General features: G+C 63.7%; 21 protein-coding genes. 9 read left to right on the top strand and 12 right to left on the bottom strand.

Annotated features, from left to right (window positions below):
• Positions 1–90: 90 nt before the first annotated feature.
• The 5 genes from D0Y60_RS11670 to D0Y60_RS11650 all read left to right on the top strand — a co-directional run bounded on the left by D0Y60_RS11670 (position 91) and on the right by D0Y60_RS11650 (position 6,418).
• On the top strand, positions 91–1,281 hold the full coding sequence (locus tag D0Y60_RS11670) for a GGDEF domain-containing protein (protein WP_117370058.1): 1,191 nt from the start codon (positions 91–93) through the stop codon (positions 1,279–1,281).
• A 182-nt stretch (positions 1,282–1,463) separates the two neighbouring features.
• The gene (locus D0Y60_RS11665) at positions 1,464–3,686 is read left to right on the top strand and encodes a methyl-accepting chemotaxis protein (RefSeq protein WP_117370056.1); all 2,223 of its coding nucleotides are present in this window, start codon (positions 1,464–1,466) and stop codon (positions 3,684–3,686) included.
• Between the two features lie 151 nt (positions 3,687–3,837).
• Positions 3,838–4,191: a hypothetical protein gene (locus D0Y60_RS11660; protein WP_245409159.1), complete on the top strand. Its 354-nt coding sequence runs from the start codon at positions 3,838–3,840 to the stop codon at positions 4,189–4,191.
• Between the two features lie 152 nt (positions 4,192–4,343).
• Positions 4,344–5,912 (top strand): hybrid sensor histidine kinase/response regulator, encoded by a 1,569-nt coding sequence (locus D0Y60_RS11655; protein ID WP_117370054.1) that lies wholly within the window; start codon positions 4,344–4,346, stop codon positions 5,910–5,912.
• An 83-nt stretch (positions 5,913–5,995) separates the two neighbouring features.
• Positions 5,996–6,418 carry a globin family protein gene (locus tag D0Y60_RS11650; RefSeq protein WP_117370412.1) on the top strand — a complete coding sequence of 141 codons (423 nt, stop codon included), beginning with the start codon at positions 5,996–5,998 and terminating at the stop codon, positions 6,416–6,418.
• Here D0Y60_RS11650 and D0Y60_RS11645 read toward each other — a convergent pair.
• The 10 genes from D0Y60_RS11645 to D0Y60_RS11600 all read right to left on the bottom strand — a co-directional run bounded on the left by D0Y60_RS11645 (position 6,415) and on the right by D0Y60_RS11600 (position 18,782).
• Positions 6,415–7,155 (bottom strand): response regulator, encoded by a 741-nt coding sequence (locus D0Y60_RS11645; protein ID WP_281048140.1) that lies wholly within the window; start codon positions 7,153–7,155, stop codon positions 6,415–6,417. The two genes, D0Y60_RS11650 and D0Y60_RS11645, sit on opposite strands and share 4 nt — an antisense overlap.
• Positions 7,156–7,549: 394 nt before the next feature.
• Entirely contained in the window at positions 7,550–9,904 is a 2,355-nt protein-coding gene (locus D0Y60_RS11640) for a polysaccharide biosynthesis tyrosine autokinase (RefSeq protein ID WP_199564160.1), read from the bottom strand.
• An 83-nt stretch (positions 9,905–9,987) separates the two neighbouring features.
• Complete coding sequence (locus D0Y60_RS11635; RefSeq protein WP_117370050.1) at positions 9,988–10,893, bottom strand: UTP--glucose-1-phosphate uridylyltransferase; 906 nt, start codon at positions 10,891–10,893, stop codon at positions 9,988–9,990.
• A 4-nt stretch (positions 10,894–10,897) separates the two neighbouring features.
• Complete coding sequence (locus tag D0Y60_RS11630) at positions 10,898–11,905, bottom strand: glycosyltransferase family 2 protein (protein WP_117370047.1); 1,008 nt, start codon at positions 11,903–11,905, stop codon at positions 10,898–10,900.
• Positions 11,902–12,825 (bottom strand): glycosyltransferase family A protein, encoded by a 924-nt coding sequence (locus D0Y60_RS11625; protein ID WP_117370045.1) that lies wholly within the window; start codon positions 12,823–12,825, stop codon positions 11,902–11,904. The genes D0Y60_RS11630 and D0Y60_RS11625 overlap by 4 nt, the downstream gene beginning before the upstream one ends.
• Positions 12,822–13,820, bottom strand: a complete 999-nt coding sequence (locus D0Y60_RS11620; protein WP_117370043.1) for a glycosyltransferase family 2 protein — start codon at positions 13,818–13,820, stop codon at positions 12,822–12,824. The genes D0Y60_RS11625 and D0Y60_RS11620 overlap by 4 nt, the downstream gene beginning before the upstream one ends.
• A complete protein-coding gene (locus D0Y60_RS11615) occupies positions 13,810–15,027 on the bottom strand; it encodes a glycosyl transferase family 1 (protein WP_245409158.1) in 1,218 nt (405 codons plus the stop codon). The genes D0Y60_RS11620 and D0Y60_RS11615 overlap by 11 nt, the downstream gene beginning before the upstream one ends.
• An 11-nt stretch (positions 15,028–15,038) precedes the next feature.
• Entirely contained in the window at positions 15,039–15,815 is a 777-nt protein-coding gene (locus D0Y60_RS11610; protein ID WP_117370041.1) for a glycoside hydrolase family 16 protein, read from the bottom strand.
• 2 nt (positions 15,816–15,817) lie between these two features.
• Entirely contained in the window at positions 15,818–16,933 is a 1,116-nt protein-coding gene (locus D0Y60_RS11605; protein WP_117370410.1) for an acyltransferase, read from the bottom strand.
• 370 nt (positions 16,934–17,303) lie between these two features.
• Positions 17,304–18,782: a lipopolysaccharide biosynthesis protein gene (locus D0Y60_RS11600; RefSeq protein WP_117370039.1), complete on the bottom strand. Its 1,479-nt coding sequence runs from the start codon at positions 18,780–18,782 to the stop codon at positions 17,304–17,306.
• A gap of 123 nt (positions 18,783–18,905) precedes the next feature.
• Between D0Y60_RS11600 and D0Y60_RS11595 the strand changes: the two genes are divergently transcribed.
• Both D0Y60_RS11595 and D0Y60_RS11590 read left to right on the top strand, forming a co-directional pair.
• Entirely contained in the window at positions 18,906–19,865 is a 960-nt protein-coding gene (locus D0Y60_RS11595; protein WP_117370037.1) for a glycosyltransferase family 2 protein, read from the top strand.
• A 24-nt stretch (positions 19,866–19,889) separates the two neighbouring features.
• The gene (locus tag D0Y60_RS11590) at positions 19,890–20,819 is read left to right on the top strand and encodes a polysaccharide pyruvyl transferase family protein (RefSeq protein ID WP_117370035.1); all 930 of its coding nucleotides are present in this window, start codon (positions 19,890–19,892) and stop codon (positions 20,817–20,819) included.
• Here D0Y60_RS11590 and D0Y60_RS11585 read toward each other — a convergent pair.
• Both D0Y60_RS11585 and D0Y60_RS11580 read right to left on the bottom strand, forming a co-directional pair.
• On the bottom strand, positions 20,816–21,808 hold the full coding sequence (locus tag D0Y60_RS11585; RefSeq protein ID WP_117370033.1) for a glycosyltransferase family 2 protein: 993 nt from the start codon (positions 21,806–21,808) through the stop codon (positions 20,816–20,818). The genes D0Y60_RS11590 and D0Y60_RS11585 overlap by 4 nt on opposite strands.
• A 101-nt stretch (positions 21,809–21,909) precedes the next feature.
• On the bottom strand, positions 21,910–22,233 hold the full coding sequence (locus tag D0Y60_RS11580; RefSeq protein WP_117370031.1) for an exopolysaccharide production repressor protein: 324 nt from the start codon (positions 22,231–22,233) through the stop codon (positions 21,910–21,912).
• A gap of 710 nt (positions 22,234–22,943) precedes the next feature.
• Between D0Y60_RS11580 and D0Y60_RS11575 the strand changes: the two genes are divergently transcribed.
• Together D0Y60_RS11575 and D0Y60_RS11570 are read left to right on the top strand one after the other, a co-directional pair.
• Positions 22,944–23,621, top strand: a complete 678-nt coding sequence (locus tag D0Y60_RS11575; protein WP_117370029.1) for a sugar transferase — start codon at positions 22,944–22,946, stop codon at positions 23,619–23,621.
• Between the two features lie 93 nt (positions 23,622–23,714).
• Entirely contained in the window at positions 23,715–24,980 is a 1,266-nt protein-coding gene (locus tag D0Y60_RS11570; protein WP_117370026.1) for a polysaccharide biosynthesis/export family protein, read from the top strand.

The raw sequence follows: 24,980 nt of genomic DNA, 5'->3' as shown, positions 1-24,980 counted from the left end.
GAAGCGATGGAAATCGTACGATTTTAGGTACTTGTTCAGTATTCTTGCCTAACGTTAGGCCAATCGTTCTGCATGCGGGGACCTTCGACGATGAACGTCGTGACACTGGACCAAGTGGAGCGTCAGAGGGCGCGGGGTTTCCGTTTCCTGCGTTTTTGCCCCGAAATCGAGGCGCGTTTCCGTAAGGATTATGCGGCCGAACGCGTACGGCTCGCCGTTATCTGGGGCATCATCGGCACGCTGATCTACGATCTCGTCTATTTCGGCGACCGAACGATGATGGCGGATGTCTTTTCCGGCCTCCTCACGGTGCGTTTCTTCATTTTCACACCCTTCGTGATCGCCTGCATCCTCGCCGTGCGCCGCTGGCCGAATGCAGCGCTCTATGATGCTCTCTCCGTCGCCATCGCCGTGCTCGGCGTCACGCTGCCGATGGCCGTCGCCACAGACAGCCAAAGCCCCTATCTCTTCGTCTATCAGAATGGCAATTCCGCGGCCTTCCTGTTCTTCGTGATCGCGCTTCGCCCGCGGTTTCCCGCCATCTTCATCGGCCTCGTGCTGATGTGCGCCTCGCATTTCACCACGACGTCGTTCACCGGCGCTTTCGATGCAGTCACCTATTCCGGCATCGTCACCTTCTACGTGACGCTCTCCATCTTTCTCGCCGTCAGCGCCTATTTTCTGGAGCAGAAGGATCGCCAGAATTTTCTCAACCAGCTGCGCGGCAGCCTGCTTTACCAGCAGCTGGAGCACAATGCCGATCGCGACGAGTTGAGTGGTCTCCTGAACCGCCGTTCGCTGGCCCGCGTACGCGATGTGCTGTGGAGCGCCGCGGCGCCCGGCATTGCCGCCATCCTGCTCGATATCGATCATTTCAAGCGCTTCAACGACGTGCACGGTCATATCGAGGGCGATGCCTGCATCCACGCCGTATCGCAATGTATTCTGGCAAATGCGGATGAGGGTGCTTTCGTGTTCCGTTTCGGTGGCGAGGAAATCCTGGTGCTTTCGGCGGGCCGAACCGCGCTGCAAGCCCTTGCACAGGCTGAGCGTATCCGCGCCGCCATCGAGGCGCTCGCCATCCCGCATCGCGGCCTCGACGACGGCTGTGTGACGGTCAGTCTTGGGGTCGCGCTGGCTTTCCCGCCCGTCACGACGCTGGAGCGTCTTTTGCAGGACGCCGACGCTGCGCTCTATGAGGCCAAGCGCCTCGGTCGCAACACCGTCGCGCTGGCGGATGGTCTTGTCCCATCGGCACGAGGGGATAGTGCTGCCGCCTGACGACCCGCTACAATCCGAGAGTTGCACGGCAATTTCCGAAAATTGTAACAATCGGCGGGGCTTCCGCTGAGGAGGGCCTGATTTGCCAGAAAAATTTTATTACTTATTAAGTTAAATACCGCAACGTCAGCAGCACTCTATTGCAACCATCACCGGTATCTTGGCGACACAGGATCGACCTTATGGCTTCAACATCTGCTGCGCGCTCGAAATCCTCCCGCTCGCTGGCGGTCAAGCTGCTCTCCGTGAGCGCTGTCGCCATTGCCTGCGTTCTGGCGCTAACCTTCCTCGTCGTCATCCTTCAGGTCCGCGAGCGCACCGTCGCCATCACGCTGAAGCAGGCGGAAGCCGAGGCCGAGGCGACCGCACAGGCGATGAGCGGGAAGATAGACGCACTCTCGGGCGCGACACGCAGCCTGGCTGGTCTTGTCGAGCGCGGCATTGCCGCCGGCAAGCTGGATCGGGCTGCGATCACGACCATGCTGCCGGCGCAGGTCGAAAAGTTCGATCTCGTTTTCGGCGCCTGGATCGTCGATACCGAGCAGGGTCTCGACGGCAAGCTCGGACCGAAGGACGATGCGGTACAGGGCACCAATGCCGATGGTGTCTTCACGCCCTATTGGGTTCGCGGCGCGAGCGGTCTGGAACTCATGCGCCCCGTCGTCGATCGCAATGCGGAATACTATCGCTTGGCCGCAACGAGCAAGAGGGGTGCTGCGACCGAACCGTATGAAGAGCCGTCGGCCAACAATCTTCTGATGATGACCGTGACGCAGCCTATCATCATCGACGGCCGTCTCGCCGCTGTAACCGGTCTCGACGTCGCGCTCGGCTCGCTGGCCGATTCGCTAAAGTCGGAACGCCCATTCGGCGAAGGCCGGGTCTATCTCCTGTCGGGCACCGGCAAATGGCTGGCGGCTCCCGACGCCGCGCAGGTGATGAAGGAATACGCTGCCGAAGGCACCGATCAGGTGAAGACGGCGCTTGCCGACGGCAAGACCGTGACGCTCAACGATGTCGTCGGCAGCGACGGCGGCTCGGTCTACCGCGTCGTCTATCCATTCGATCTGCCGGGTCTTAACGCTCGCTGGGCCGTGGCGGTCGATGTGCCGGTGGCAGCTGTCTCCTCCGTCGTCAACGAGCAGACGAAAATCCTTGTTATCGGCGGCATGTTCATTCTCGCAGCCGTGATCGGCGCTCTGCTTCTGGCCGTGCGCACCTTTGTGCAGCGGCCGATGGCCTCGCTGCTCGGTGATGTCGGCCGCATGTCGGAAGGACAGCTGGAGCAGCCGGTCGCCGGCCAGGAACGCAGCGACGAGATCGGCAAGGTGGCCGTCGCGCTCGAAGCCTTCCGCTATCGCCTCGCCGATGGCCATCGTCTCGAGGCCGCCAATGCCGAGCAGCGGCAGTTGACAGAAAGTGAACGGCGCCAGGCCGAAGCCGAACGCGCCCGCGCCGCAGAAGAGCAGCGCAAGGTCGTAGAAGCGCTCGGACGCGGTCTCGCTAACCTTTCGCGCGGCGACCTGACGAGCCGCATCACGGAAAACTTCCCGCCGTCCTATGTGGAACTGCGCGACAATTTCAACGACACGATGGACAGCCTTGAACGCACCATCCTGCAGCTGAACCAGACCGTGCATTCGCTGAATGCCGGCATCGGCGAGATCAGCCGCAGCTCGGACAATCTCTCGCGCCGCACGGAACAGCAGGCCGCAAGCCTGGAGGAAACCGCCGCCGCGATGAACGAGATCGCCGAGCAGATGCACACCAGCACCCGTAATGCCGGCGAAGCCGCGTCGAAGGTCAATGAGGCCTGTTCGGATGCCGACCGCTCCAATGCCGTGGTGCGCAAGGCGATCACCGCCATGGAAGGCATCGAGGATTCGTCCCGGAAGGTCAGCCAGATCATCGGCGTGATCGACGAGATCGCCTTCCAGACCAACCTGCTGGCGCTGAATGCCGGTGTGGAAGCGGCACGCGCCGGCGAGGCCGGCAAGGGCTTTGCGGTCGTCGCGCAGGAAGTGCGCGAGCTTGCTCAGCGTTCGGCGCAGGCGGCCAAGGAAATCAAGGCCTTAATCTCCGCCTCCAGCGCGCAGGTTCAGGAGGGTGTTTCACTGGTCGGCGAGACCGGCAGCGCATTGACGCGCATCGGCGAGCAGATCCTCTCGGTCAACAAGCTGATCCAGGATATTTCCGCCTCGGCGCGCGAGCAGTCCTCCGGCCTTCAGGAAATCAACGTCGCCGTCAACAATATGGATCAGGTGACGCAGCAGAATGCCGCGATGGTGGAGGAAACCACCGCCGCTGCAAACCTGCTGAATGACGAGGCGCATACGCTGCGCGACATGGTGATGCGCTTCTCTGTCAGCACTTCCGGCGAAACCTCGCACCGCCGCGCCGCCTGAGACATGAATGGACCGCCCTGCAGGTTCTCTTGATGAGGACCGGCGGGGCGGTTGCTTTTCACGATCCTCGAAACCTTGCTGAAACAAGCGCGGCGTACGGCTGAAACCGTCGTCTGGCAGGATGACTTCAGATCAAGGAGAGGATCATTCCATGTTTGCAGTCATTCGCCCTATCTTTGCCAAGGCCCTCGTCATGGGGCTCGTTGCCGGTTTCGCCGTGCCCGCCTTTGCGGCGGAGAGTACAAAACTGTTCAGCTTTGTCAGCGAGAACGAGGAAATCGTCGCCGCCCTGACGTCTGGTGATGCGACGCTCGGCGCGGATGCCGGCGCTATCGGCGAGGCGCTCCACGACCGCGGGACCCTGACGGTCTGGCGCTATGCCGTGCGCAAGGCCAAGGATGGCGAGCTGGAACAGGCGCCGCTGAAGCAGATCAGCGTGCAGGCCCAGGGAACGCTCCGCGTCGAGCCCTATACGACACCGCTCAGGGTCGTGCCGCTGCAATAGGCCAGCTAGGGCCGCTTGCCAGCTCTTCGTGACCTCCAGCACAGGCGCTGAAACACAAGCGAAACACTTGGCCGCTACCCTTCCGCAGCTTACGCCCCTCTCGGGCAATCCCGGTCGACCGGGATTGCCCCAGCTCCCGGGAAGGATTTTGCATGAACACACCGTCGGAGTTTCGCGAACTCGAAGCCTATCACGCGGCGGTGGTTCGAAGGGCACTCGACGGCATCGTCGTCATCGACGGCGATGGACTTGTCGTCGATTTCAACCCGGCGGCAGAGGCGATCTTCGGTTACGCGCGCGACGCCGTCATCGGCGAGCCGATCGCCGAACTGATCATCCCCCCCGAGCACCGTGCCGCCCATGAGCAGGGTCTTTCCCGCTATCTCGCGACGGGCGCCGGAAATGTGCTCGGCAAGCGGCTCGAACTGCCCGCCATGTTGGCGACGGGCGAATTGATCCCCATCGAACTCACCATCACGGATGTCACGCTCGGCGGCAGGCGGCTTTTCGCCGCCCATATTCGCGACCAGCGCGCCGCGCGGCGTGCCGAGGCGGAGATCCGCGAGCAGCGCAACGCACTCCACCAGAAGGAAAAGCTCGCGGCGCTCGGCTCGCTTTTGGCCGGTGTCGCCCACGAGCTCAACAACCCCCTTTCGATCATCACCGGCCAGGTGCTGATGATGCGCGAGGCGATGGAGGAGCGGGCGGTCACCGACTGGAACGGCCTCGTGCGGCGCTGCGAGCGCATCTCGACGGCGGCGGACCGTTGCGCGCGCATCGTCCGCAGCTTCCTCGACATGGCGCGCCAGCGCGAAGCCGAACGCACGCCGACACGGCTGGAAACCGTGGTGGAGGAGGCCGTCGAACTTCTCGGCTACACGATGGGAGCGGCCGGCATCACCGTGGAGCGCCGGTGGGCGGACGATCTTCCCGTTCTGTCGCTCGATTCTAGCCAGATCCACCAGGTCGTTCTCAACCTGCTAGTCAACGCCCAGCAGGCTTTGGAACAGGCGGGGGGCGAAAACCGCAAGATCACCGTCGGCGTCGAGGCGGATCGAGACAAGGGGATGGTTTCGCTGACCATCGACGACAACGGCCCCGGTGTGCCGGAGGCGATCCGCAGCCGCATATTTGATCCCTTCTTCACGACCAAGCCGCAAGGTGCGGGCACCGGTATCGGCCTTGCCGTCTCGAAGGGACTGGTGGAAGCGCATGGCGGCAGCCTGACGCTCGGCGACGCGCCGGATGGCGGCGCGCGCTTCGTCATCCGGCTGCCCTATGAGCCGGCGGCGGCGAGCGAAGCGGAGACTGCGCGGCCTGCGGCTAAAGCCGATCGACCCGCACCGAGCCGGCATTTGCTGGTAGTCGACGACGACGTGGCGATCGCCGAACTGGTGGCGGAGATTGCCGGCCGCCTCGGCTATGCCGTCACCGTCACGCATGGTGGCAACGAAGCACGGGGTAAGATTGCCGCGCGAGACGGTAAGTTCGATGCGATCCTCTGCGATATCCGCATGCCATCCGGCGACGGCCCCGGCCTTTACGACTGGCTGTGCGAACACCATCCCGTACTTGCCGGGCGGATCGGTTTTGTGACCGGCGACACGCTCGGGCCGCTCGCCGGCCGCTTTCTCGCCCGCTCGGGCTGTCCGATGATCGAAAAACCCTTTACGCCCGGCGATATTGCCGCCTTCCTCGACGATCTCACGGCGACACGTTGAAACAGTTGAAACACAGGGGAACGAGGCAGGAAACAGCAGCCGTCTAGAGTGGCTTCATCGAACAACCGATGGAGCCCCGTGTCATGGATGACCGCAAGATTGCACTGCTTGAAACCACCTTCGCCGAAGTCCGCGCCTCGCAGGATGCGGCCGCTGCGCTGTTCTACGAGCGGCTCTTCGTCAACGATCCGTCGCTGCGCCGGCTCTTCACGTCATCGGACATGGCCGCGCAGGGCCGCAAGCTGATGGCGGCGCTTGCGCTGGCCGTCAATTCGCTGCGCAAGCTCGATGCGCTGGTGCCCGTTCTGGAAGGGCTGGCGGTGAAACATGTCACCTACGGCGTCGAGCGCGGCCATTATGAGACGGTCGGCAAGGCGCTGATCGAGACCCTTGCGCTCTCCTTCGGCGACCGCTTTACCGCCGAAGTGCGCAATGTCTGGACGGAGACCTACCAGCTCGTCGCCGGCGTGATGATGCGCGCGGCCTACGAGGCGGAGGCGGCCTAACTGCCGCGGTTGGTGACGAACATATAGCCGACGCCGCGGATGGTCTTGATGGTCGTCGGCTTGGCGGGGTCGGCCTCGATCTTCTTGCGCAGGCGCGTGATGCGCACGTCGATCGAGCGATCATAGGGCTCGTTGTCGCGGTTATGGGCAAGGTCGAGCAGGCGGTCGCGGCTGAGAACCCGGTTCGGATGCTGCGCCAGTACCCGCAACAGGTCGAATTCCATTGCCGTCAGCGTGTCGCGTGTGCCGTCCGGCAGAATGAGGCAATGGCCTTCGAGATCGAGATGGGCGCGGCCGAAGCTCACGAGGTTCTTGCTGGCCGCCGGGGCGGGCTGGGCCGCAGGTTGTGCCGGCTGCGTCGCGCCGCGGCGCAATACGGCGCGGATGCGCGCTTTCAGCTCGCGCAGGTCGAAGGGCTTGGTGACATAGTCGTCCGCACCCATTTCCAGACCGACGACCCGGTCCACCACGTCCGCCGCGCCCGTCAGCATGATGATGGGCACGGCGGAGCCGGCCCGGATGCGCCGGGCGATCGAGAACCCGTCCTCGGACGGCAGGTTGAGATCGATGATCAAAAGATCGGCCGGCCGCTCGGCGAGGGCGGCATCGAGCGCCGCGCCGCTGGCGACGCCGCAGACGGAAAATCCCTGGCCGGCGAGATAGTCGGAGACCATCTCCCGCAGGTCCTCGTCGTCATCGGTCACGATGACGTGGGGCAATATCGCATGTTCGTTCAAGGGTGTGGCCCGGCGCAGTATGTTCTTCCTCTAGTTGAATATAGCGGGAAGAGGCCGGTCTGTCGCGGTCTGTGAGAAGTGATGCAGGGCTAATACAACCAAATTTTTCCAAACGTGTCCTTCTTGCCGCGTTGGTGATGGCGCGCCGAAAAGCGTTGCGGAAAGGGCTGCGATGGCAGGGCGAGAAGACGCTTTTCATGCATTCAGGTGTTGTTAGGCTCGCCGCGAAGAGCTTTGGCCCTCAGAGGTTTCGTTTTGGTCTTAAACAACGCTTTCGCCCATGCACTGATACAGGCGACTTGCCGGGCGAATAATGGGGAGGATCATCGAAAGGAAGCGGTACAAAGCAGCGCGACTGGCCGGGTTGGAAATCCGGCCAGTCGCGCCGGGCGGCTTAGCGGCTCATGGCCTTCATACTGTCTGTATAATATTGTTCGTAGAGGTCTCGATACTGCTCCGCGCCGCCGGCATCGCTGTAGCGGCTGAGGGCGCCCATGTCGGTCTTGTTCAGGATGACGCCAAGGGTTTTGCCTTCGATGCGGTGTTCGGCCGCGAGCAGGTCGCGCACGAAATTCGCCGACGTCTTCCCCCATTCGACGACGAACAGGAAGCCATCTGCCAGGGGCTCAAAGGCCTTGGCATCGACGACGGGTCCAAGCGGCGTCAGATCGACCACGACATAGTCGAAATGCTGGCGCGCATCCTCGATGAGTTCTTTCATTGCATTGGACGACATCAGCTCGTTTGCTTCGGTGTGACGCGTTTCGCCGGGGCACAACGCGATCGGCAGGATGGTAAGCTGCGAGCGTCGATCGGTCTTGACGGCCTGCATCCAGGGAAGCTCGCCGCGCAACACCTCGACCAGGCCGGTCTGCGGGGCAGGCTTCATCATGGCGCTCAGGCCCGGCCGGCGTACGTCGGCGTCGATCAGCAGCGTGCGTTTACCGCTGATGGCCAGCAGTGCTGCGAAATTGGTCGCGACGGTGGACTTGCCTTCGCCCGGTAAGGCCGAGGTGACGCCGATGACCCGGTTCTGCCGGCCGTGCAGCATGGTCTCTGCGGCGAGCTTGGCGTTGCGCAGGGTCTCGGTGAAGGCCGAGCGGGGGGCGTCAAGTACGACGCGCGTCATGCGCTCGAGCGGGATGACGTCATCGTCTTCTGCGCCGGACGGAGGTTCCGTCTTAAGCGCCTTGGCGCCGATCGTTGCCGGCTTGCGTTTGCGCGGCGCACCACCGACGAGCGGCAGGTAGCCGAGCGGTTTCAGGCCGAGAATGGTGCGCACATCGTTTTCGAGACGGAAGGCGCGCTCGCGCATTTCCTGCACGAAGGTCAAGGCTCCGCCGGCCATGAGGCCCAGCACGACGGACAGGCCGAGTACCATGGTCTTGCTCGGGCTCGAGGGGGAGACGGGTACGCCCGCATCGGAAATCACCCGCGCCTTGGCGATCGGGAAGGACTGTTTCTGCGAGGCCTGCTCAAAGCGGCTGAGATAGCTTTCCGACAGTGCCTTCAGCGCCGTCGCCTTCTGTTCCAGCTCGCGCAGTCGCACGGAGGAGCGGTTTGCCTCTGCATTGTTGCCGGCGACCTTCTGGATGTTTTCGCGGAGCGACGTTTCGCGCGAGCGGGCAACGTCATATTCGTTGCGGTAGCTCGTCGCCAGTTGCTGGAGCTCCCGGTAGATCTGACCCGCGAGGTCTTCCTTTTCGGCCCGAAGGGCGGCGGCTTGCGGGTGATCCGCACCGAAATTCTTCGTGATGTCCTGCGCGCGCTTGACGACGGAATTGTAGCGGTTGCGCAACGCCTGAAGCGCCGAGGCGTCCGTGCCCTGGGTCGGAATGGTCGCGTTGTCGATGGCCTTGTCCGGCCCCTGCTCGACGATTGCCTTGAACTGCGCGTAGCGTGCAGACGCACTCGCGGCATCGGCTTGGGCCAGGATGAGCTGGCTGTTGAGGTCGGCGAGCTGCTGTTCCGACATCAACTCGCCGCGGGCGGTGGTGAGGCCGTTTTCGGCGCGGTACTGCTCCACTTCAAGGGCAGCTTCCTGCGAGCGCGCTTGAATGTCCGTCAGCCGCTCTTGAAGCCAGCTGGATGCCTGTTCCGTCGCGGTGAAATTGGCGCTCAGCTGATCCTCGAAAAAGGCTTCCGCGTAACGTTTGGTCACGGCCGCCGCGAGTTGCGGATCGGTCGAGCGGAAGGACACGGCGAGCACGGCGCTGCGTGAGACACGCTCGACGGTCAGCGCCTGTTGCAGCACGGCGGCGGCCTTTTCGCGGCGGCCATTGGCGAGCGCCTCTTCCGATGCCTGCGGCCCGGCCGCGCCGAAGGTGGCGATCGCCTTGATCCATCCCTTGGCGACGGCGACGGGCGATTGCGGCGGGTTGATGATCGTCGCGTTGTCAGCAAGCTTCAGGTCATCGACGACCCGCAGCGCCAGGCGGCCGGATTTCAGGATTTCGGCGGCACTCGCAATGCGCATGTCGACCTGCTGGCTGCTCTGCGGCCCCGGCTCGCTTTCTTCCGCATAACGCGACAGGTCTTCGTCGAGCAGGATCTGCGTCATCGACGTATAGATCGGGGTCGCAAACACGAGATAGGCCACGCCCAACGCCACGGCGAGCGCGACGGACAGGCCGATTAGCCGCCCCCGGCGAACGAGGATCGTCAGCAGGCGGTTGAGATCAATGAACGAGTCGGACGGATCCGGTTCCCGTCGCAGAATGCTGCTGTGCGGTACGGTGCGTTGGTGCATGGGGCTCCGTTCTGCCTTTCGGCGCGATGGAAACTCTGTCCTCCCGAATTCGGCCCCGGATCCTCCCATCCGGGGCCTGTGGTTTATGCCGCGCGAATCCGGCCCTCATGCGACGACATCATGTCACGCAGCGATTGGTAGACCGCGCCGCCGATATCCGGCCGCGCGAGCGCGAAGGCGACATTGGCCTCGATGAAGCCGTGTTTGGAGCCGCAGTCATAGGTCCGCCCCTCATAGACATGGGCGTGGAACGGCTGGGTTTCCGAAAGCTTTAGCATACTGTCTGTCAGCTGGATCTCGTTGCCCGCGCCGCGCTTCTGGCGGGCGAGGTGGCCGAAAATTTCCGGCTGAAGGACGTAGCGGCCGTTGAGGAAAAGATTGGACGGCGCATCGCCTGCTTTCGGCTTTTCCACCATATGCGTGACGGCGAAACCGTGCTGCACGGCAGCGCCCTTGCCGACAATGCCATATTGCGAAACCTCGTCCTGTGCGCAGGGCTCGACGCCGACGACATTGCCGCCCACCTCGCGATAGAGGTCCATCAGCCCGGAAAGGCAGCCGCGCGGGCCGTAGGAGATCATGTCCGGAAGCAGAAGCGCGAACGGCTCATCGCCGATGAGGTCGCGCGCGCACCAGACGGCATGGCCAAGCCCAAGCGGCGCCTGCTGGCGGGTGAAGCTGACCGATCCGGCCTGCGGCAGGAGCTCGCCGAGTTCGCGAACCTTGTCGTCCTTGCCGGATTTTTCGAGCGAGGAGATCAGTTCGGGCGTGTCGTCGAAATGGTCCTCGATGACCTGCTTGTTGCGGCTGGTAACGAAGACGACATGCTCGATGCCGGCTTCGCGCGCCTCGTCGAGCGCATATTGCACGACGGGACGATCGACGATGGTCAGCATTTCCTTCGGCATGGCCTTGGTGGCCGGCAGGAAGCGGGTTCCGTTGCCGGCGACGGGAATGACGGCCTTGCGGACCGTTCTGTTTCGCTCCATGGCATTATCCTTTGTTCTCTAGCGCATAATCCTGCGCTGTCGCGGGGGAGGAGGCCGCGCGGAGCGCGGCCGTCGTGCGATGGGATGGTGTCACGAGACGACGCCACCGGGCGGCAACCGGCATCGCCAGATGCCGGAGTGCGACGGGATCGCCGAGCGCTACCTTGAGGGCATGCCCGAACGACCGGTTCTTCAGATGCTGGACGAGCGCCAGAAAGGCGCGCGTTTCCTGCAGATTGCGCGTGCGGCGGCGTTGGGCGGCGGCGGCTTCGCCTGTCAACGGGAAGCGGGCGAGGAAGCGCCGGTCGCCGGCCAGCATGGCCTCGACATGGTGGAGGTGCAGCACGCGCGAAATCGAGCCTTCGCGGATGTGATAGACATAGCCGGGCACCGGCGTGACCACGCAGCGGCCGCCGGCCGCAAGGGCGCCGGCGAACAGCAGGTAGTCCTCGCCGATCCGCAGCGCCTCGTCATAGAGGAGATCGTTGTCCTCCAGGAAGGCGCGCCGGAAGACCGGCTTCATGTAGCCGAAATTGTGCGTGCTGCGGAAAATCCGGTTGGAATCGATGAAATCGGCTAGCGTGATCTGCGGCGTGCAAGCGAGAAGATCGTCCGGAAACATCGTGTCGATCCGGCCATCGGTATCGAGCACGAAGAGATTGTCGACCGCGAGGGCGGCGTCATCCCGTTCGGCGGCCGAGATCATGCGGCAAAGCCGGTCCGGCTGCATCGTGTCGTCGGCATCGAGCACGGCGATCCAGCGGCCGCACGCGGCGGTAAAACCGGCATTGCGCGCACCGCCGGGGCCGCGATTGCGCTCAAGGGCGACAAGCCGGACGGCCGGGTCGCCAAGGGTGGCGACGGTGGCGCGCGTCGCATCCGTCGAACAATCGTCGGCGACGATTACCTCGACTATCACGCCCTGCTGGGCCAGGGCGCTGCGGATGGCACGCTCGATCGTCTCGGCCGCATTGTAGGCGGCGATGACGACGCTAACATCGGGGCCGGTCATCGTGCGGCCTCCAGCTTGCCATAGGGTTCGATGGTGCGCGCGCCGAAGAGGCCACCAATGGCGCCGGCATGCAGCAGGCCGCGCAGCAGGAACCGGTTGCGGCGGATGGGGAACAGTGCGAAGGCGGCGGCACCCGTGAAGCAGGTGCCGCATTTCGCGCCGGCAAGGGCGGCCGCCTTGATGCGCGCCGGACCGTCGCACCGTTTGGCGAGCAGCCGGCCATGGGTCTGGCCCATGCGCAGCCGGCGCTGCGCCAGCCATGCGAAGCGTGCGCGGGCGGCGGGCACGGGCTCCTCCACCCAGGCATCGGCGGCAAAGGTGATGCGGCCGCCGGCATCGTAAACGCCGCTGAAGAAGGCGGAATCCTCGCCGCCGCTGCGGCCGAGCGCAAGATCGAAACGCCGGCCGGCAATGGACGGAGCGGCAAGCCGCATCAGCACGTTGCAGGTATAACCGGTGCGGATTTCGCCCCTCACCCAAACGGGGCGGGTGGCGTGAAAATCGCCGCGCCGCATCCAGTCGGGCGCACCGGGCGCATAGAGCGCGCGGACGGGGCCGAGCACGACATCCGCGCCGTTGAGCTCCGCCGCATAGAGGAGCCGCGACAGCCATTGGGGCTCTACCGTCTCGTCATCATCGACGAAGGCGAGGAAATCGGCATCGCTGTTGTCGAGGCAGGCATTGCGGGCAAGCGAGATGTTGCCAGCCGGGCAATGCACATAGGCGACCTCGACGGGCATCCAGTCCGCGGCCGCCGCGACACGCGGATAGGCGCTCGGCTCGACGTCATTGTCGGCTACGAGGACGCGCAGGCTGACGTTCTGCGGCACCTTCAAGGTTGCGAGCGAGGCGAGCGTCTCCGTCAGCATCTCGCGGCGGAAGGTGCAGACGCCGATATCGATCTTGAGGGGTGCGCTCATGCCGGCACCCTCCGCTGGCGGATGTCGAGCAGTTCGCGCCAGAAGCCGGCGGACCAGGCGAAATGCATGATCATCGCCGAGATGGCGGCAAGCGGGCCATAGGGATTGCGCTGGCCGAGCGCCATCCAGGCGCCATAGCCGAGGCAGGCGGCAGCCCACAAGGCGAAAGGCACGGCGGCGATCCACGTCAGCGCGGCCAGAAACGCGCCCACGGCGACGGGTGCCACCATCAGGGGCAGCATCTGGCGCAGGCTTGGCCGTGCACGGTGTTTCAGGAAGTTTCGCGCCCGGCCGCGGCCATAGCCGAAATACTGCTTGAAGAGCGGCAGCGCGCTGGCGCGGGGATAGTAGATCATGCTGGTGCGCGCCGTCATCCAGATGCGATAGCCCGCCTTGTTGAGCCGGTAATCGCATTCCGCATCCTCGTTTGCGGTAAAGCTCTCGTCGTAGCCACCCACGGCGCGGAAAGCGGCGATGCGCATCAGCGCGTGGTGGCCGTGATCCGTCCAGTGGCTTTGGGCGCCGACACGATGCTTGGCGCCGCCATTGCCCAGTACCGAATTCTGCGCGACGGCGGTCGCCTTCTGGAACGTGCCGAAGCCGACGGTCTGCATGGCGACCACAACGGAATCCGCCCCCGTCTCCAGCGCGTCTTCCACCAGCACGCGGCAGTAATCCTTCGGATAGGTGCCGTGTGCGTCGATGCGGATCATATAGTCGTGCTCGACGCCGAAGGCCTCGACGGCGAGGTTGATGGCGGCGCTCTGGATGCGCTTGGGATTGTCGAGCACATGCATTTTCGGCAGCCGGGCGGCGAGGCTGCGGGCGATATCCCGCGTGCCATCCGTGCTGCCGCCATCGACGACGACCAGCGTCGCGTTGAGCTCCGCAAGCGTCGGTTCGAGCTGGCTCACCAGCGATTCGAGATAGGGCGCCTCGTTGAGGCAGGGGATCACGATCAGGCAGCGCACGGCTGCGGCTTCATCAACGCTCATGGTAGTTTACCTCGCTGGCCACTTTGCTGGCGATGAGGGAAGGGGTGGGATGCGGCGTTGCCGTCTGCTCTGCCGGCTGGCGCAGCGCTGCGAGGCGCTGGACGAAGGCGGCGCAATCGGCGCGGTCGAGAATCCAGGGCCGGGGGCCGGCCGCGATGAGATTGGCGTGAAGGACGTTGTAGGTGGCTTCATCGAAGCTGGAGAGACGGTCGATCAAAGTATCGAGCCGGTCGTCGGCAAGCGCGATGCTGACGCCGCGTTGCGTGGCCAGCCGCGCCGTCTCGGTCCCGTCGAGAACGATCGGCAGGGCGCCGTGGCGGCAGCCCTCATAGAGTCGGTTCGGCAGGAGCCAGAGCGAGTTCTGCCCCTCCTCGAAGAAATCCACCGCCCAGGTGAAATCGACATCCGCGTAGATCGTGGAAAGGTCTTCCGGATTGCGATAGGGGCCTTCGAAACGCAGATAGGGTTCGCGGGCGACAAGGCCGTCGAAGTCGTCAAATTCGCTATGCACGGCCCGGCCGCGCAGGATGACCTCGAAACGCCCCTCCATGCGGCGCGTGAAGGAGGCCAGCAGATCGAGAGATTTGCGGCAGCGGATCGCCCCGAACCAGCCGATGCGCCATGGCGCGCCGGCCGATCGGGAGCGTGGCTGCATGACCGTTCCACCGCCATCGAGCTCCAGAACCTGGTTTTCCAGGAGGTGAATGGGCGCCCGGATGCCGGAAAGCGGCTTGAAATAGTGTTCCACAAAGGCCGGGGAGCTGGTGACCAGCAGGCGGGCATCGCGGCCGAAATGCCGCTCCGCCCCGCGCAGCGCCATGCCGGCAACGCCGTTATCGAGCAGCAGGCGGTGCACGTCGAGGCACTCATAGGCGATCGGCACGCCGTCGAAATGTCTGGAGGCCCGGTTGGCGAGCGCCAGCATTTCCAGATTTCGCGCCAGAATGACATCCGGCCGTTCAACGCCAGCGAGCAAGCGCGGGAGTTTGACCGCCGCCCCGGCCACCGCGATGAGGCGCTGCGCAAAGCGGGCATCCGCGGTCGCGCCGAGTTCCATCGGCGCAACACCGTCGATATCCGCGAGGCGGTTTTCGCCGCGCCGGAAGCCGGCGAGCGTAACCGTCGCGCCTCCCGCCGTCAGCATCAGTACCCGGCGGCGGACGGCGGGATCGGAAAGGTCGTGAACGAGGTAGAGGACCCGGATCATCGGCGTCTCCGTCAATTCACGAGGCATGCGACGGAGCCGTCGAATTGGCATGGGGCGCCTTCGGCGGTGAAGGCGAAGCGCTCGACGTCGAGCGCCGCCTTGCCGGCAAAGGCGAAACGGCCCATCCAGTCGGACAGCGTGTCGGTGCCCCAGAGCGAGAGGAAGATTTTCTGGGCGTTGGTCGGCAGTTTTGCCGGGTCCGTTACCTCATGCACGAGCGCGCCGTTGACGTAGTAGCGCAGGCGATCCTTCTGCCAGACGAAGGCGTAATCGTTGAAGGCGCTGTCCGCCCCGCCTGCCACCGGCACCAGCTTCTCGTTGCCGCCCTTGCCGGCGACATACTGGTTGAGCTGCACGCGGCTCGTATCCTTGCCGAGAACCTCGAAGTCGATCTCGTCATGCGGCTTCTTGTCGGCGGGGCCGATATAGCTGAAGAAGGCCGAGTTGAGGCCCGAGCCGGTCGCCGCCTTCATGCGCACCTCGTAAGTGCCGTAGCCATAGCGCTTGCGGGTCTGCACCTCGCCGCAGGAATATTGTCGTTCGCCCGCGGGTTTTGCATCGAAGGAGAGCGTCAGCTTGCCGTCCTGGACCGCGACCTGATCCTTCGACCAGGTGCAATTCTGGTGCTTGCCGTTGTTCCAGCCGTCGGAAACATACCATCTGTCGCTGTCGAGCGTGTCGAATTCCTCGACAAAGGAGGTGCCGCTCACGCCGTCCTGCGCGGCGAGCGGGCCGGCGGAAAGGATAAAGGCTGCGGCGCAGAGCGCCGTTTTCGGGAAATCGGTCATGTTCACCTCCGTTGGGCGATGGAGCCGTCGGGCTTCATCTGCGGATGGCCGGCCACGGGCCGTTTCGGACCGCCTGCACGGCGGCCGGTGAGGATAGCGGCAAAGCCGGGGGTAAAGCGCCGCGCCGTGGCGTGGGTGGAAACGAGGATGGCGAGCGCCAGAACCGGGCTTGCGGCGTAAAACAGCGGGTAGTCGGCGATGCCGAGCCGGTTCCAGACCATCCAGAACAGCACGAGCACCGGATAATGGCCGCAGAAAATCCAGAAGCTCAGGCCGCCAAGCCGTGACAGGGCCTGGCCTGTGGCGGTGCGGATCAGCAGGGCCGAGAGCGCCCAGGCGCCGAAAATGCCGGCGATGGCGGCGAGGCTGCGCAGCATGTCCAGCCAGACCGGGAATTCCGGGCCGAAGGCGTAGAGCGCAAGAGACAGCAGAAAGGCCATCGCCAGAACGGCGGCGACGATGGGGGCAGCAAAACGGTCCAGGCGCTTGATGTCGACGCGGTGCAGCGCCATAGCTGCACCGAAGCTGAAGCCGAAGAGGATGGATTTCTTCAGGAAGATGCCGTTCGGCAGTGGCAAGACCGCATAGGCCAGCATCAGCGCGAGCGTGGTGCGCGGATAGCGCAGGACGAGCAAGGCGATGAGCGGCGACAACAGCAGGCAAAGCAGGAGATCGCGTAGGAAATAGAGCGGGATGTTGATCGGCCAGCTTTCGATTGCCAGACCAAGGTTCATCCAGTCGCGTGGGCCGGCATGCAGGACGTCGGGCAGGTAGCCGAAGCCGATGCCACGCGATTGTGCGCCATAGACCAGTACAAGAAACGCCGTGTTCCATAGCAGGAACGGCAGGAGAATGGTCGAGGCCTTGCTGCGCAGGGTCTTGCAGTAGTCGAAGCCTTCAATGCCGCGATGGAAGAGCAGGTAGCCGGAGATGGCGCTGAGGCAGGGCACGCCGATACGGAACAGGCTGTCGGCGAGGAACACGCGCAGCCAGTCAAGCCCGCCGAACGTGCCGAGATAGGGGCTCGTCGCCGGGTCGTGCGGAACATGCACGAAAATGATCCCTGATATCAGCACGATGCGCATCATGTTGATGCGCGCTGAAACGGTCGCGTCGATAGTCACGGTGTCCGTCACCCCTCTGGTGAGCCGATCCCCCCGGACGGCGTTCAAACAAGAGCAGACTGGCGCCTACGAAGAGGAGTGTGGGTGACGGGACGGCAAAAAATATGGCGGCGCAGCAAAATTGACGGCGTCGAAGGTTGCATTGCAGCATATGTGGTGCTGCCGGTGATGAGGAAAAACCTTCTGTTTCGACGATCGGACGAAGTTCGATCCCCGGCACCGCAATACTTAGAAGCCTATTCGAATATACTGATCTGGCCGCAATTTTGGGGTGCATGTCGCACAGAAAGTTTTTTGTGGTTCCCTTTGCTCTCTGCCGCCGATCGATGCGATTGCGGCGACGCCTCGGCCAATTGGGGCAGCCTCAAGGCACGCCGACGACGGTAGCGATCTTCGGACGGCGAACGAGATTGAGGAGCTTTTTCAGGAGCGGCCGCTCGGTCAGAAGGGTGAGGGCTGCGTAGATCACGCCGCCGAGCGCAATGCCGAGGGCAACCTGCATCACGGGGTGAAAATGCGGTGCGATAGCGTGGTCGAGCGCTGCGCGCACGGTGAGGGCCATCAGGGCGGCAGTCAGCATCGGGCGGATCGAACGGTAGAAACCGGAGAAGAACGGCGTCTGGTCCGCACGAAAAACGACCCAGGAATAGCCGACCAGCACGACGGTGTTGACGAGGCAGAGCGCCACCATAGCTTCGACCAGCGTGCCGTTATAGGCGCCGAAGACGACCGCGGCGGTCGTCGCGACGGCACGGCCGATGGCCCACCAGAACAGCGCACCGCCATGGCCGGCGCCCTTGAGATAGGGAATGAAGGTGCTGCAGGGGGTGAGCAGCCCCTTGGAGAGCGCGAGCAGCCCGAGCGCCGGCCAGGCGGCCGCCCATTGCGGGCCGAACAAGAGCAGCATGGCGGGTTCGGCAAGCGCCCAGAGGCCAAACATCATGGGGGCGAGCAGAAGCGTCGTCACCTGCGTGCTCAGCATCAGCGCCTGCGAGCGGCGCGCCCGATCATGCATCATCGCGCTGAAGGCGGGAAACAGCACGCCCATGACGCCCGACAGCACGACTTGATTCGGAATGCTGGAGAAGCGGTTGGCAGCGGAATAGGCGCCGGCGTCGGCAAGACCGAGGAAGCGCGAGATCACCACCATGGGCGACTGGAAGGTGACGAAATTGGCGACTTCGGAACCCATCAGGCCCAGGCTGAACCGCCCCAGTCGGATGACGCCCGCGGCGCGGAACCGGAAGCGCGGCAGATAGCGCGATACGAAGAACAGGCCTGCGAGCCGGATGATGCCCGCGATGAAAAGCTGGGCCACGAGCGCCCAGACGCCGAAACCGGCCAGCGCCAAGAGGACGGCGGCGATGGCGGCGATCGATTCGGAGATCATGCTCCACAGCGCATCACGGCTGAACTGCATGCGCCGCGCGACCAGCGCATAGGCAACGTCGCCGGCAAGCTGGAGCGGAATGAGCAGGCACATCAGGCGCAAAAGATAGGCCGCATCCGCCGCGCCGAACCAGCCGGCGAGCGGTTCGGCCCAAATATAAAGCCCCGCCGCCATCAGGCAGGCGAAGGCGAGATTGGCCCAGAAAACCGAGTGGATCGTCTCTTCGTTTTCATCGGGCTCAAGGATCAATGCTGAGGCGAGACCCGCTCCACCGATCATCGCAAGAAACTGCACGACGGCCAGGGCGACGGCCACGCCGCCGAACTCCTCGGGCGTCAGCAGACGGGCCAAAATCGGCACGGTGACAAATTTAAGCCCGAATGTGCTTGTCTTGGATAGGACACTCCAGCCGACATTTCGGGTAACCGATTTGGCATTCACGGACGGGGACATAGCGGAATCCTGTATCGCGATTGGAGCTTTGACGACGACGACAAGCCTGCGCCGGAAACGGCCGCGCCCCGGTGGGAGGAGACCAGACGAACGTCTTTCTAGAGAGAACACAGGGACGAAAACATGGCGAAGCTGACAGTTATTATTCCCTTCTACCAGAAGGAACCGGGTATTCTCAGGCGTGCGCTGACGTCTGTTTTTTCTCAAAGTTTCAAAGACTTCGATATCATCGTCGTCGACGATGAATCACCCTATCCGGCCGATGGCGATATCATCGGATTTTCCGATGAGGAGCGTGCCCGCCTGACCATCGTGCGGCAGGAAAATGCCGGTCCGGGCGGGGCGCGCAACACCGGGCTCGACCATGTCGCCCCGGAAACCGAGCTTGTCGCCTTCCTTGATTCAGACGATGTCTGGACGCCGGATCACCTCCAAAACGCCGTCAGCGCGATGTCGCAATTTGACGCGGACTGCTATTTCGCCTCGATCACCGGCAGCGACGCGTTCTACTACCATTTTGGTGTCGCCGACCTCGAAAAGGCCGTGGCCGTGGTGCGCCTTTCGGACGATCCGCTCATCATCGAAATCCCCGAGCTGACGCAGGTCATGCTGAAGAACTGGAGCTTCCTTCATCTCTCCGCAATGGTCATCGGCCGCCCGCTGATCGAGCGTGTGCGTTTCGATGCGGCACTCCGGCTTGCGGCGGAAGACGTGCTGTTCTTCTGCGATTGCGTGCTGGCCGCCCGACGTATCGTGTTAAGTGCAGAGGCCGGCGCGGTGCGTGGCGAGGGGCTCAATATCTTTCACGGTGTCGATAACGATTCACCGCAGTTCCTGCGCCAGCAGTTCAACACCTGGGTGGCGCTCGACAGGCTGGAGCAGCGTTTCGCCGAGCGTCCGGCGGAGATCGCCTCGTTGCGCTCCTACAAGCAGACGGCGCGGCGCCAGGCGCTGTGGAGCCAGGCGCGGCGCGTGCGCCACCGCAAACTGCCGCAGTTCGACATGCTCGCCCGCTGGGCCGTGCGCGATCCCCGGCTCTTCACCAGCGTTTTGGCGCTTGCCGTCGGCAAGTTTTCCCGCTGATCCCACCGTTTCCAAGGAGAGGACATGAAGCCCTATTACTGGGAATCTCAGCACGGCAACTTCGGTGACGACCTCAATCTCTGGCTCTGGGATTTCCTGTTGCCGGGGTTTCGCGAGGTTCATCCGGATGTGCTGCTCGTCGGCGTCGGCACGGTGCTGACCAAGACCCTCCTGCCGGAGGAGGGACGAAAACTCGTGCTCGGCAGCGGCTTCGGCTACGGCGTTCTGCCCGATATGCGCAACCAGAGTCTCTGGGATATCCGCTGCGTGCGTGGGCCGCTGACGGCCGGGAAAGTCGGCGTGGCGGAGCATCTCGGTATCGTCGATCCGGCGGTTTTGGTCGCCGACATGCCGGAATTCGCAAACCAGCCGAAGCGCTACTCTTGCGCCTTCGTGCCCCACTGGGAATCGGCGGTGGCGGGGCTATGGCCGGTCGTCTGCGCGACTGCGGGCATGCATTACATCGATCCGCGCGGCGAGGCGAAGGACGTGATCCGCGAGATCGCGCAATCCGAGCTGATCGTCGCCGAATCCATGCATGGCGCGATCCTGGCCGATGCCTTCCGTGTGCCGTGGGTCGCCGTCAGCACCTCGGCCAATATCAACAGCTTCAAATGGCAGGACTGGGCAGCGACGCTCGGCGTCGAGCATCGGCCGCGCCGCATTCCCATCTCCACCCGCGCCGAGGCGATCATCAAGGGCGCCCGCTTCTGGGGCGTCGATTATGACGGCGCAACCTTTGCCGGAACGGGGGAGGCCGCCGTTGCCGTCGCGCAGGCCGCGCCACGCAGGGGGCTGCGGCATGCGGCCAAGCAGATGCTTGCCGCGCCCTCGACGCTGGCGCTCTGGCAGGCAAGCCGCGCGGAACCCCAGCTCAGCACGGATGCGCGCCTGTCCGAACGCAAGGATCGGCTCTATGCGGTGCTGGAGGATGTGCGGCGCGACTATTTTTAGTCTGTCGTGAGCAGATAGCGCAGCCCGGCCTGCGGGGCGGGCTGGCGGGGCCGAACGCGGCGATGGGCGGCGTCGAGCTTGTCGCGGACAATACCACCGGTGATGGCCGGCATGGCGGCCGGATTTTCCAGCGCATAGGCAAGGGCGGCTCCTGCGCCACCTTCGCGCTTGCGATCGAGGAAATGCCGCAGCGCATGGCGCCGGCCGATCTGCCGGCAGTGGCGGCGCAGGGCTTCGGCAGCATTCGGAGGCACATTGCCGGCTGAGAGGAGGCTGCGCTCGGCCTCGAACAGTGTCTTGAGATCCTGGGTGCGATGCTGGCCGCTTAGCGAATTGGCCCGCACGACCGCGCCATAGCCGCAGCTTTCGATGACCGTGTAACGCGCGCCGGCGATCAGCGCACGGACATAGAGTTCGTAGTCCTCGCCGAGCCGCATGTCCTCGCGGTAGCGCAGGTCATGCGCGTCGAGAAAGGCGCGGCGCATGACCGGTTTCAGGAAGCCGAGCTCGCCGCGCGGGGCGCCTCGGCGCGAGATGTTGCCGAGCACGAAGGCCTCGAGATGCAGCCGGCGCGGGTTCGGCGCGAAATCAGCGGGCGGATGTGTCGGATCGGCCTTTTCCATGAAGGCGATGTTGTCGGCGATGAAGTCCCAGTCCGTGCAGGCGAGCATGCGGCGGAAGCGGCCGGGAAAGAAGAAATCGTCCGCATCGAGAATGGCGATCAGCGGCGCGCGGGAAATGGCGATCGCGTGGTTGCGCGCGGCCGATGGCCCGCGATTGACCTTGAAGCGGATGACGTCGAGCCGCTTGCTGCCATCATCGGCTTCGGCAGCGATGGCCATGGTGCGGTCGTCCGAACTGTCGTCGACGACGACCACCTCGGCCACTTCAGGCTCGGCAAGCGCCGAGCGCACCGCACGGCCGATCGTGTCCTGCGCATTCCTCGCGGCAATGATGACGCAGACCTTGTCTTCCTGGGGCACGACAATTCCCTTTCACGCGTTGAACCGTTCGCGGAGGAACCCGCGCTGCGATGCAGCATGAAAGGTGAAAGGGGCACAAAAACGGCTCGGTCGAGATGGCGGCGCAGTCAGGATTGCGAGTGGCCGGGCTCGTTCATCGATACGGGTACGGAAGGCTTGGTGCTTTCCAGCCCGGTTTTGCCGCGGGCGGCGCCCTCCAATTCGACCTTGCGGGCCTTTGCGGTGCGCCAGGTCAGGAAAAGCAGGGCGAGGAAATAGCCGATCTGGATCAGCACGGCGCAGACGAGCGTCTGGATCGCCGTCGTCGCAAGCGACCCCGTGGAGATATAGGTTACGATCGCGAAGGCCACGAGCGCGAAAAACATGCTCAGGAAGAAGCGTGGCCCAAAGGCCGGGCTATCCCGCCATTTCGTTTCCGGCGCACGTTTCATCGGTGGATCTGCCTTCTCCTCTGAGGCTCACGAGAGACTATACGGGGCCGCCGTCTGCCGTGCAATCACTGGTATTAGCCAGTCGTATGCGGCCCTGGTTCCTCGTTTTTCGCCCAATTGTGTTGTGCTTCCGTTACCGCGGGCATCTCCTGATAGAATCATCTGCCCCCGTCCTGCCCTTATTCCGACACGGTTGGATAAAGTCGGGATCATCATCTATCCGATGGCGGGAAATCATTGTTTTGCGCTGCACCCGATGGGTTGCGCGCGCAACCATCTGTAATCAACTTTTGTTACAATTTGAGCGACTTCTAACGGAAAATTTTGCAATGCAAAATAATATTGCAATGCAAAAAATCGCTTGAGGTGCACGTTTATTGTCCGGCAAGGACGCATGCCATTGCGTAGTTTCAGGTAGAAGTATGTAAAATCGCCAAGGCCGGTCTCGTCAAAAGAAGTGATGGAAGCAAAGCGCAGCGACTTCTATGCGTGAAAAAGGCGAAAGATGCTTTCGCCTAGGGACCAAAGATACTGTCTGGTAGAGAACAAAATCACAAAATTAGGAGATGATGATCTTCTGAAATTCCAGCGATGCATTCTTTGTCCACCGATCACGCTTCAAAAAACAAACTGTGACCATACACTCTCCGTTGGATGTGGGAACGCGTCCCTAGGACCCGACCAAATCGCAATCCAATGGAGCCATCTCTATGAAGTCCGCGACCCGATCGGCCAGTTCGCCGTTTTTCAGTTCGTCAATATCCGGCGCTCCGCCGGTAGGCGGGATATCGAAACGGAGCTTCGACATTCTGGTGGCACTGGCCGCCCTCATCCTGCTCAGCCCGATCTTCGTGCTGATCATGGCCCTCGTGAAATTCTCCGATGGCGGCAAGGTCTTTTACGGACACCGCCGCGTCGGCTACAACGGATCGAGTTTCCGTTGCCTGAAGTTCCGCACCATGGCGGAAAATGGCGATGCTCTTCTCCAGGCCTATCTGGAGGATAATCCGGCTGCCTATGAGGAATGGCGCACCACGCGCAAGCTGCAGCACGACCCGCGCGTCACCGTGGTCGGGACCGTGCTGCGCAAGCTGAGCCTGGATGAACTGCCGCAGCTCATTAACATCGTCCGGGGCGAAATGAGCCTCGTCGGTCCGCGCCCGGTGGTGGAGGACGAGCTGGAACTCTATGAAGGTTCCGCTGTCTATTATCTCCAGACCCGCCCGGGCCTCACCGGCCTGTGGCAGGTGAGCGGCCGCAACGACGTGTCCTACGAGACGCGCGTCGCCTTTGACACCCATTATGTGCGCAACTGGTCGCTGGTCAGCGATCTCGTCATCGTCGCGCGCACTATCCCGGCCGTCTGCCTTTCCCGCGGCAGCTACTGATCCGAAGCGCTTCCGCACCCCAAGGGGTTGCGGGAAATCTTGAGCCCGTCCGGCAAGCCGGATGGGCGAAAACGCTCGAAGAGAGGGGTTTTCATGAAGACGAATTCGACCGCGGCCTCTGCCGCGACCGCCTTTCCTGTCAAAATCCTCGGCGGGCTTTGCCTCGCCTTCGCCTTGGCCGCGCCTGCTTCCGCCTCGGCGGAGGAATACCGGCTCGGTGTGATGGACAAGCTGCGCATTCGCGTCGCCGAATGGCAGACCGCAGAGGGCGCCATCCGCGACTGGAGCGCCGTCAGCGGCGATTACGCCATCGGCGCCGACGGCGCACTCTCGCTGCCCTTCATCGGCCAGCTGCCGGCGGACGGGCGTACCTCCGCCGAACTTGCCGAGGATATCGGCATGAAGATGCAGGTCCTCTTCGGCTTGAAAGACCTTCCCTCCGCCTCGGTGGAGATCGCCGAATACCGGCCGGTCTATCTCTCCGGCGAGGTGCAGACGCCCGGCGCCTATCCCTTCGCGCCGGGTCTGACTGTGCTCAAGGCCATCAGCCTTAGCGGCGGTCTCAAGCGCGGCGATCCCGGCCAGCGTTTCGCGCGCGATTTCCTGCGCTCGGAAGGCGAGGCGGCCGTGCAGGTCGCCGAGCGCAACCGGCTCCTCATCCGCCGCGCGCGGATCACGGCCGAGATGAGCGGCGCAAAGGAGATCGTCACGCCCAAGGAGCTTGGCGCGTCGCACGAGGCGCGCGCGATCCTCGAAAGCGAGAAGGCGCTGATGGCCTCGCGTGAAAAGCGGCTGCGGCTGCAATTGACCGCTCTCGCCGACCTGAAATCGCTGCTCACCAACGAGATCGATGCGCTCGGCAAGAAATCCGAAACGCAGACGCGCCAGTTGGAGCTGGTACAGGGCGACCTTTCCAAGGTGGATTCGCTGGCTGAGAAGGGGCTTGCCATCAGCTCCCGGCGGCTTGCGCTGGAACAACGCGCGGCCGATCTGCAAGCCGCGCTGCTTGATATCGACACGGCCTCCCTCAAGGCGAAACAGGACATCAACAAGGCGACGCAGGACGAGACCAATCTGCAGAACGACTGGGACGCCACCCTGGCGCAGGAGTTGCAGAACACCGAGCAGGAACTGGACACGCTGACGCTGAAGCTCGGCACCAGCCGCGACCTGATGTCGGAGGCGCTGATGCAGTCAGCCGATGCCGCCTCGCTGAAGGGCGGGCTGCGTGCGGAGAATATCGGCTATTCGATCCTGCGCACGGTGAAGGGCAAGGCCGAGCAGATCCGAGCCACTGAAACGACGCCGGTCCTGCCGGGGGATGTCGTGAAGGTGGAGCTCAATCTGGCGACGCAGTGA

This window comes from Shinella sp. WSJ-2 (assembly GCF_003432075.1).
Lineage (GTDB): Bacteria > Pseudomonadota > Alphaproteobacteria > Rhizobiales > Rhizobiaceae > Shinella.
This window is presented reverse-complemented; position numbering and strand designations above follow the sequence as displayed.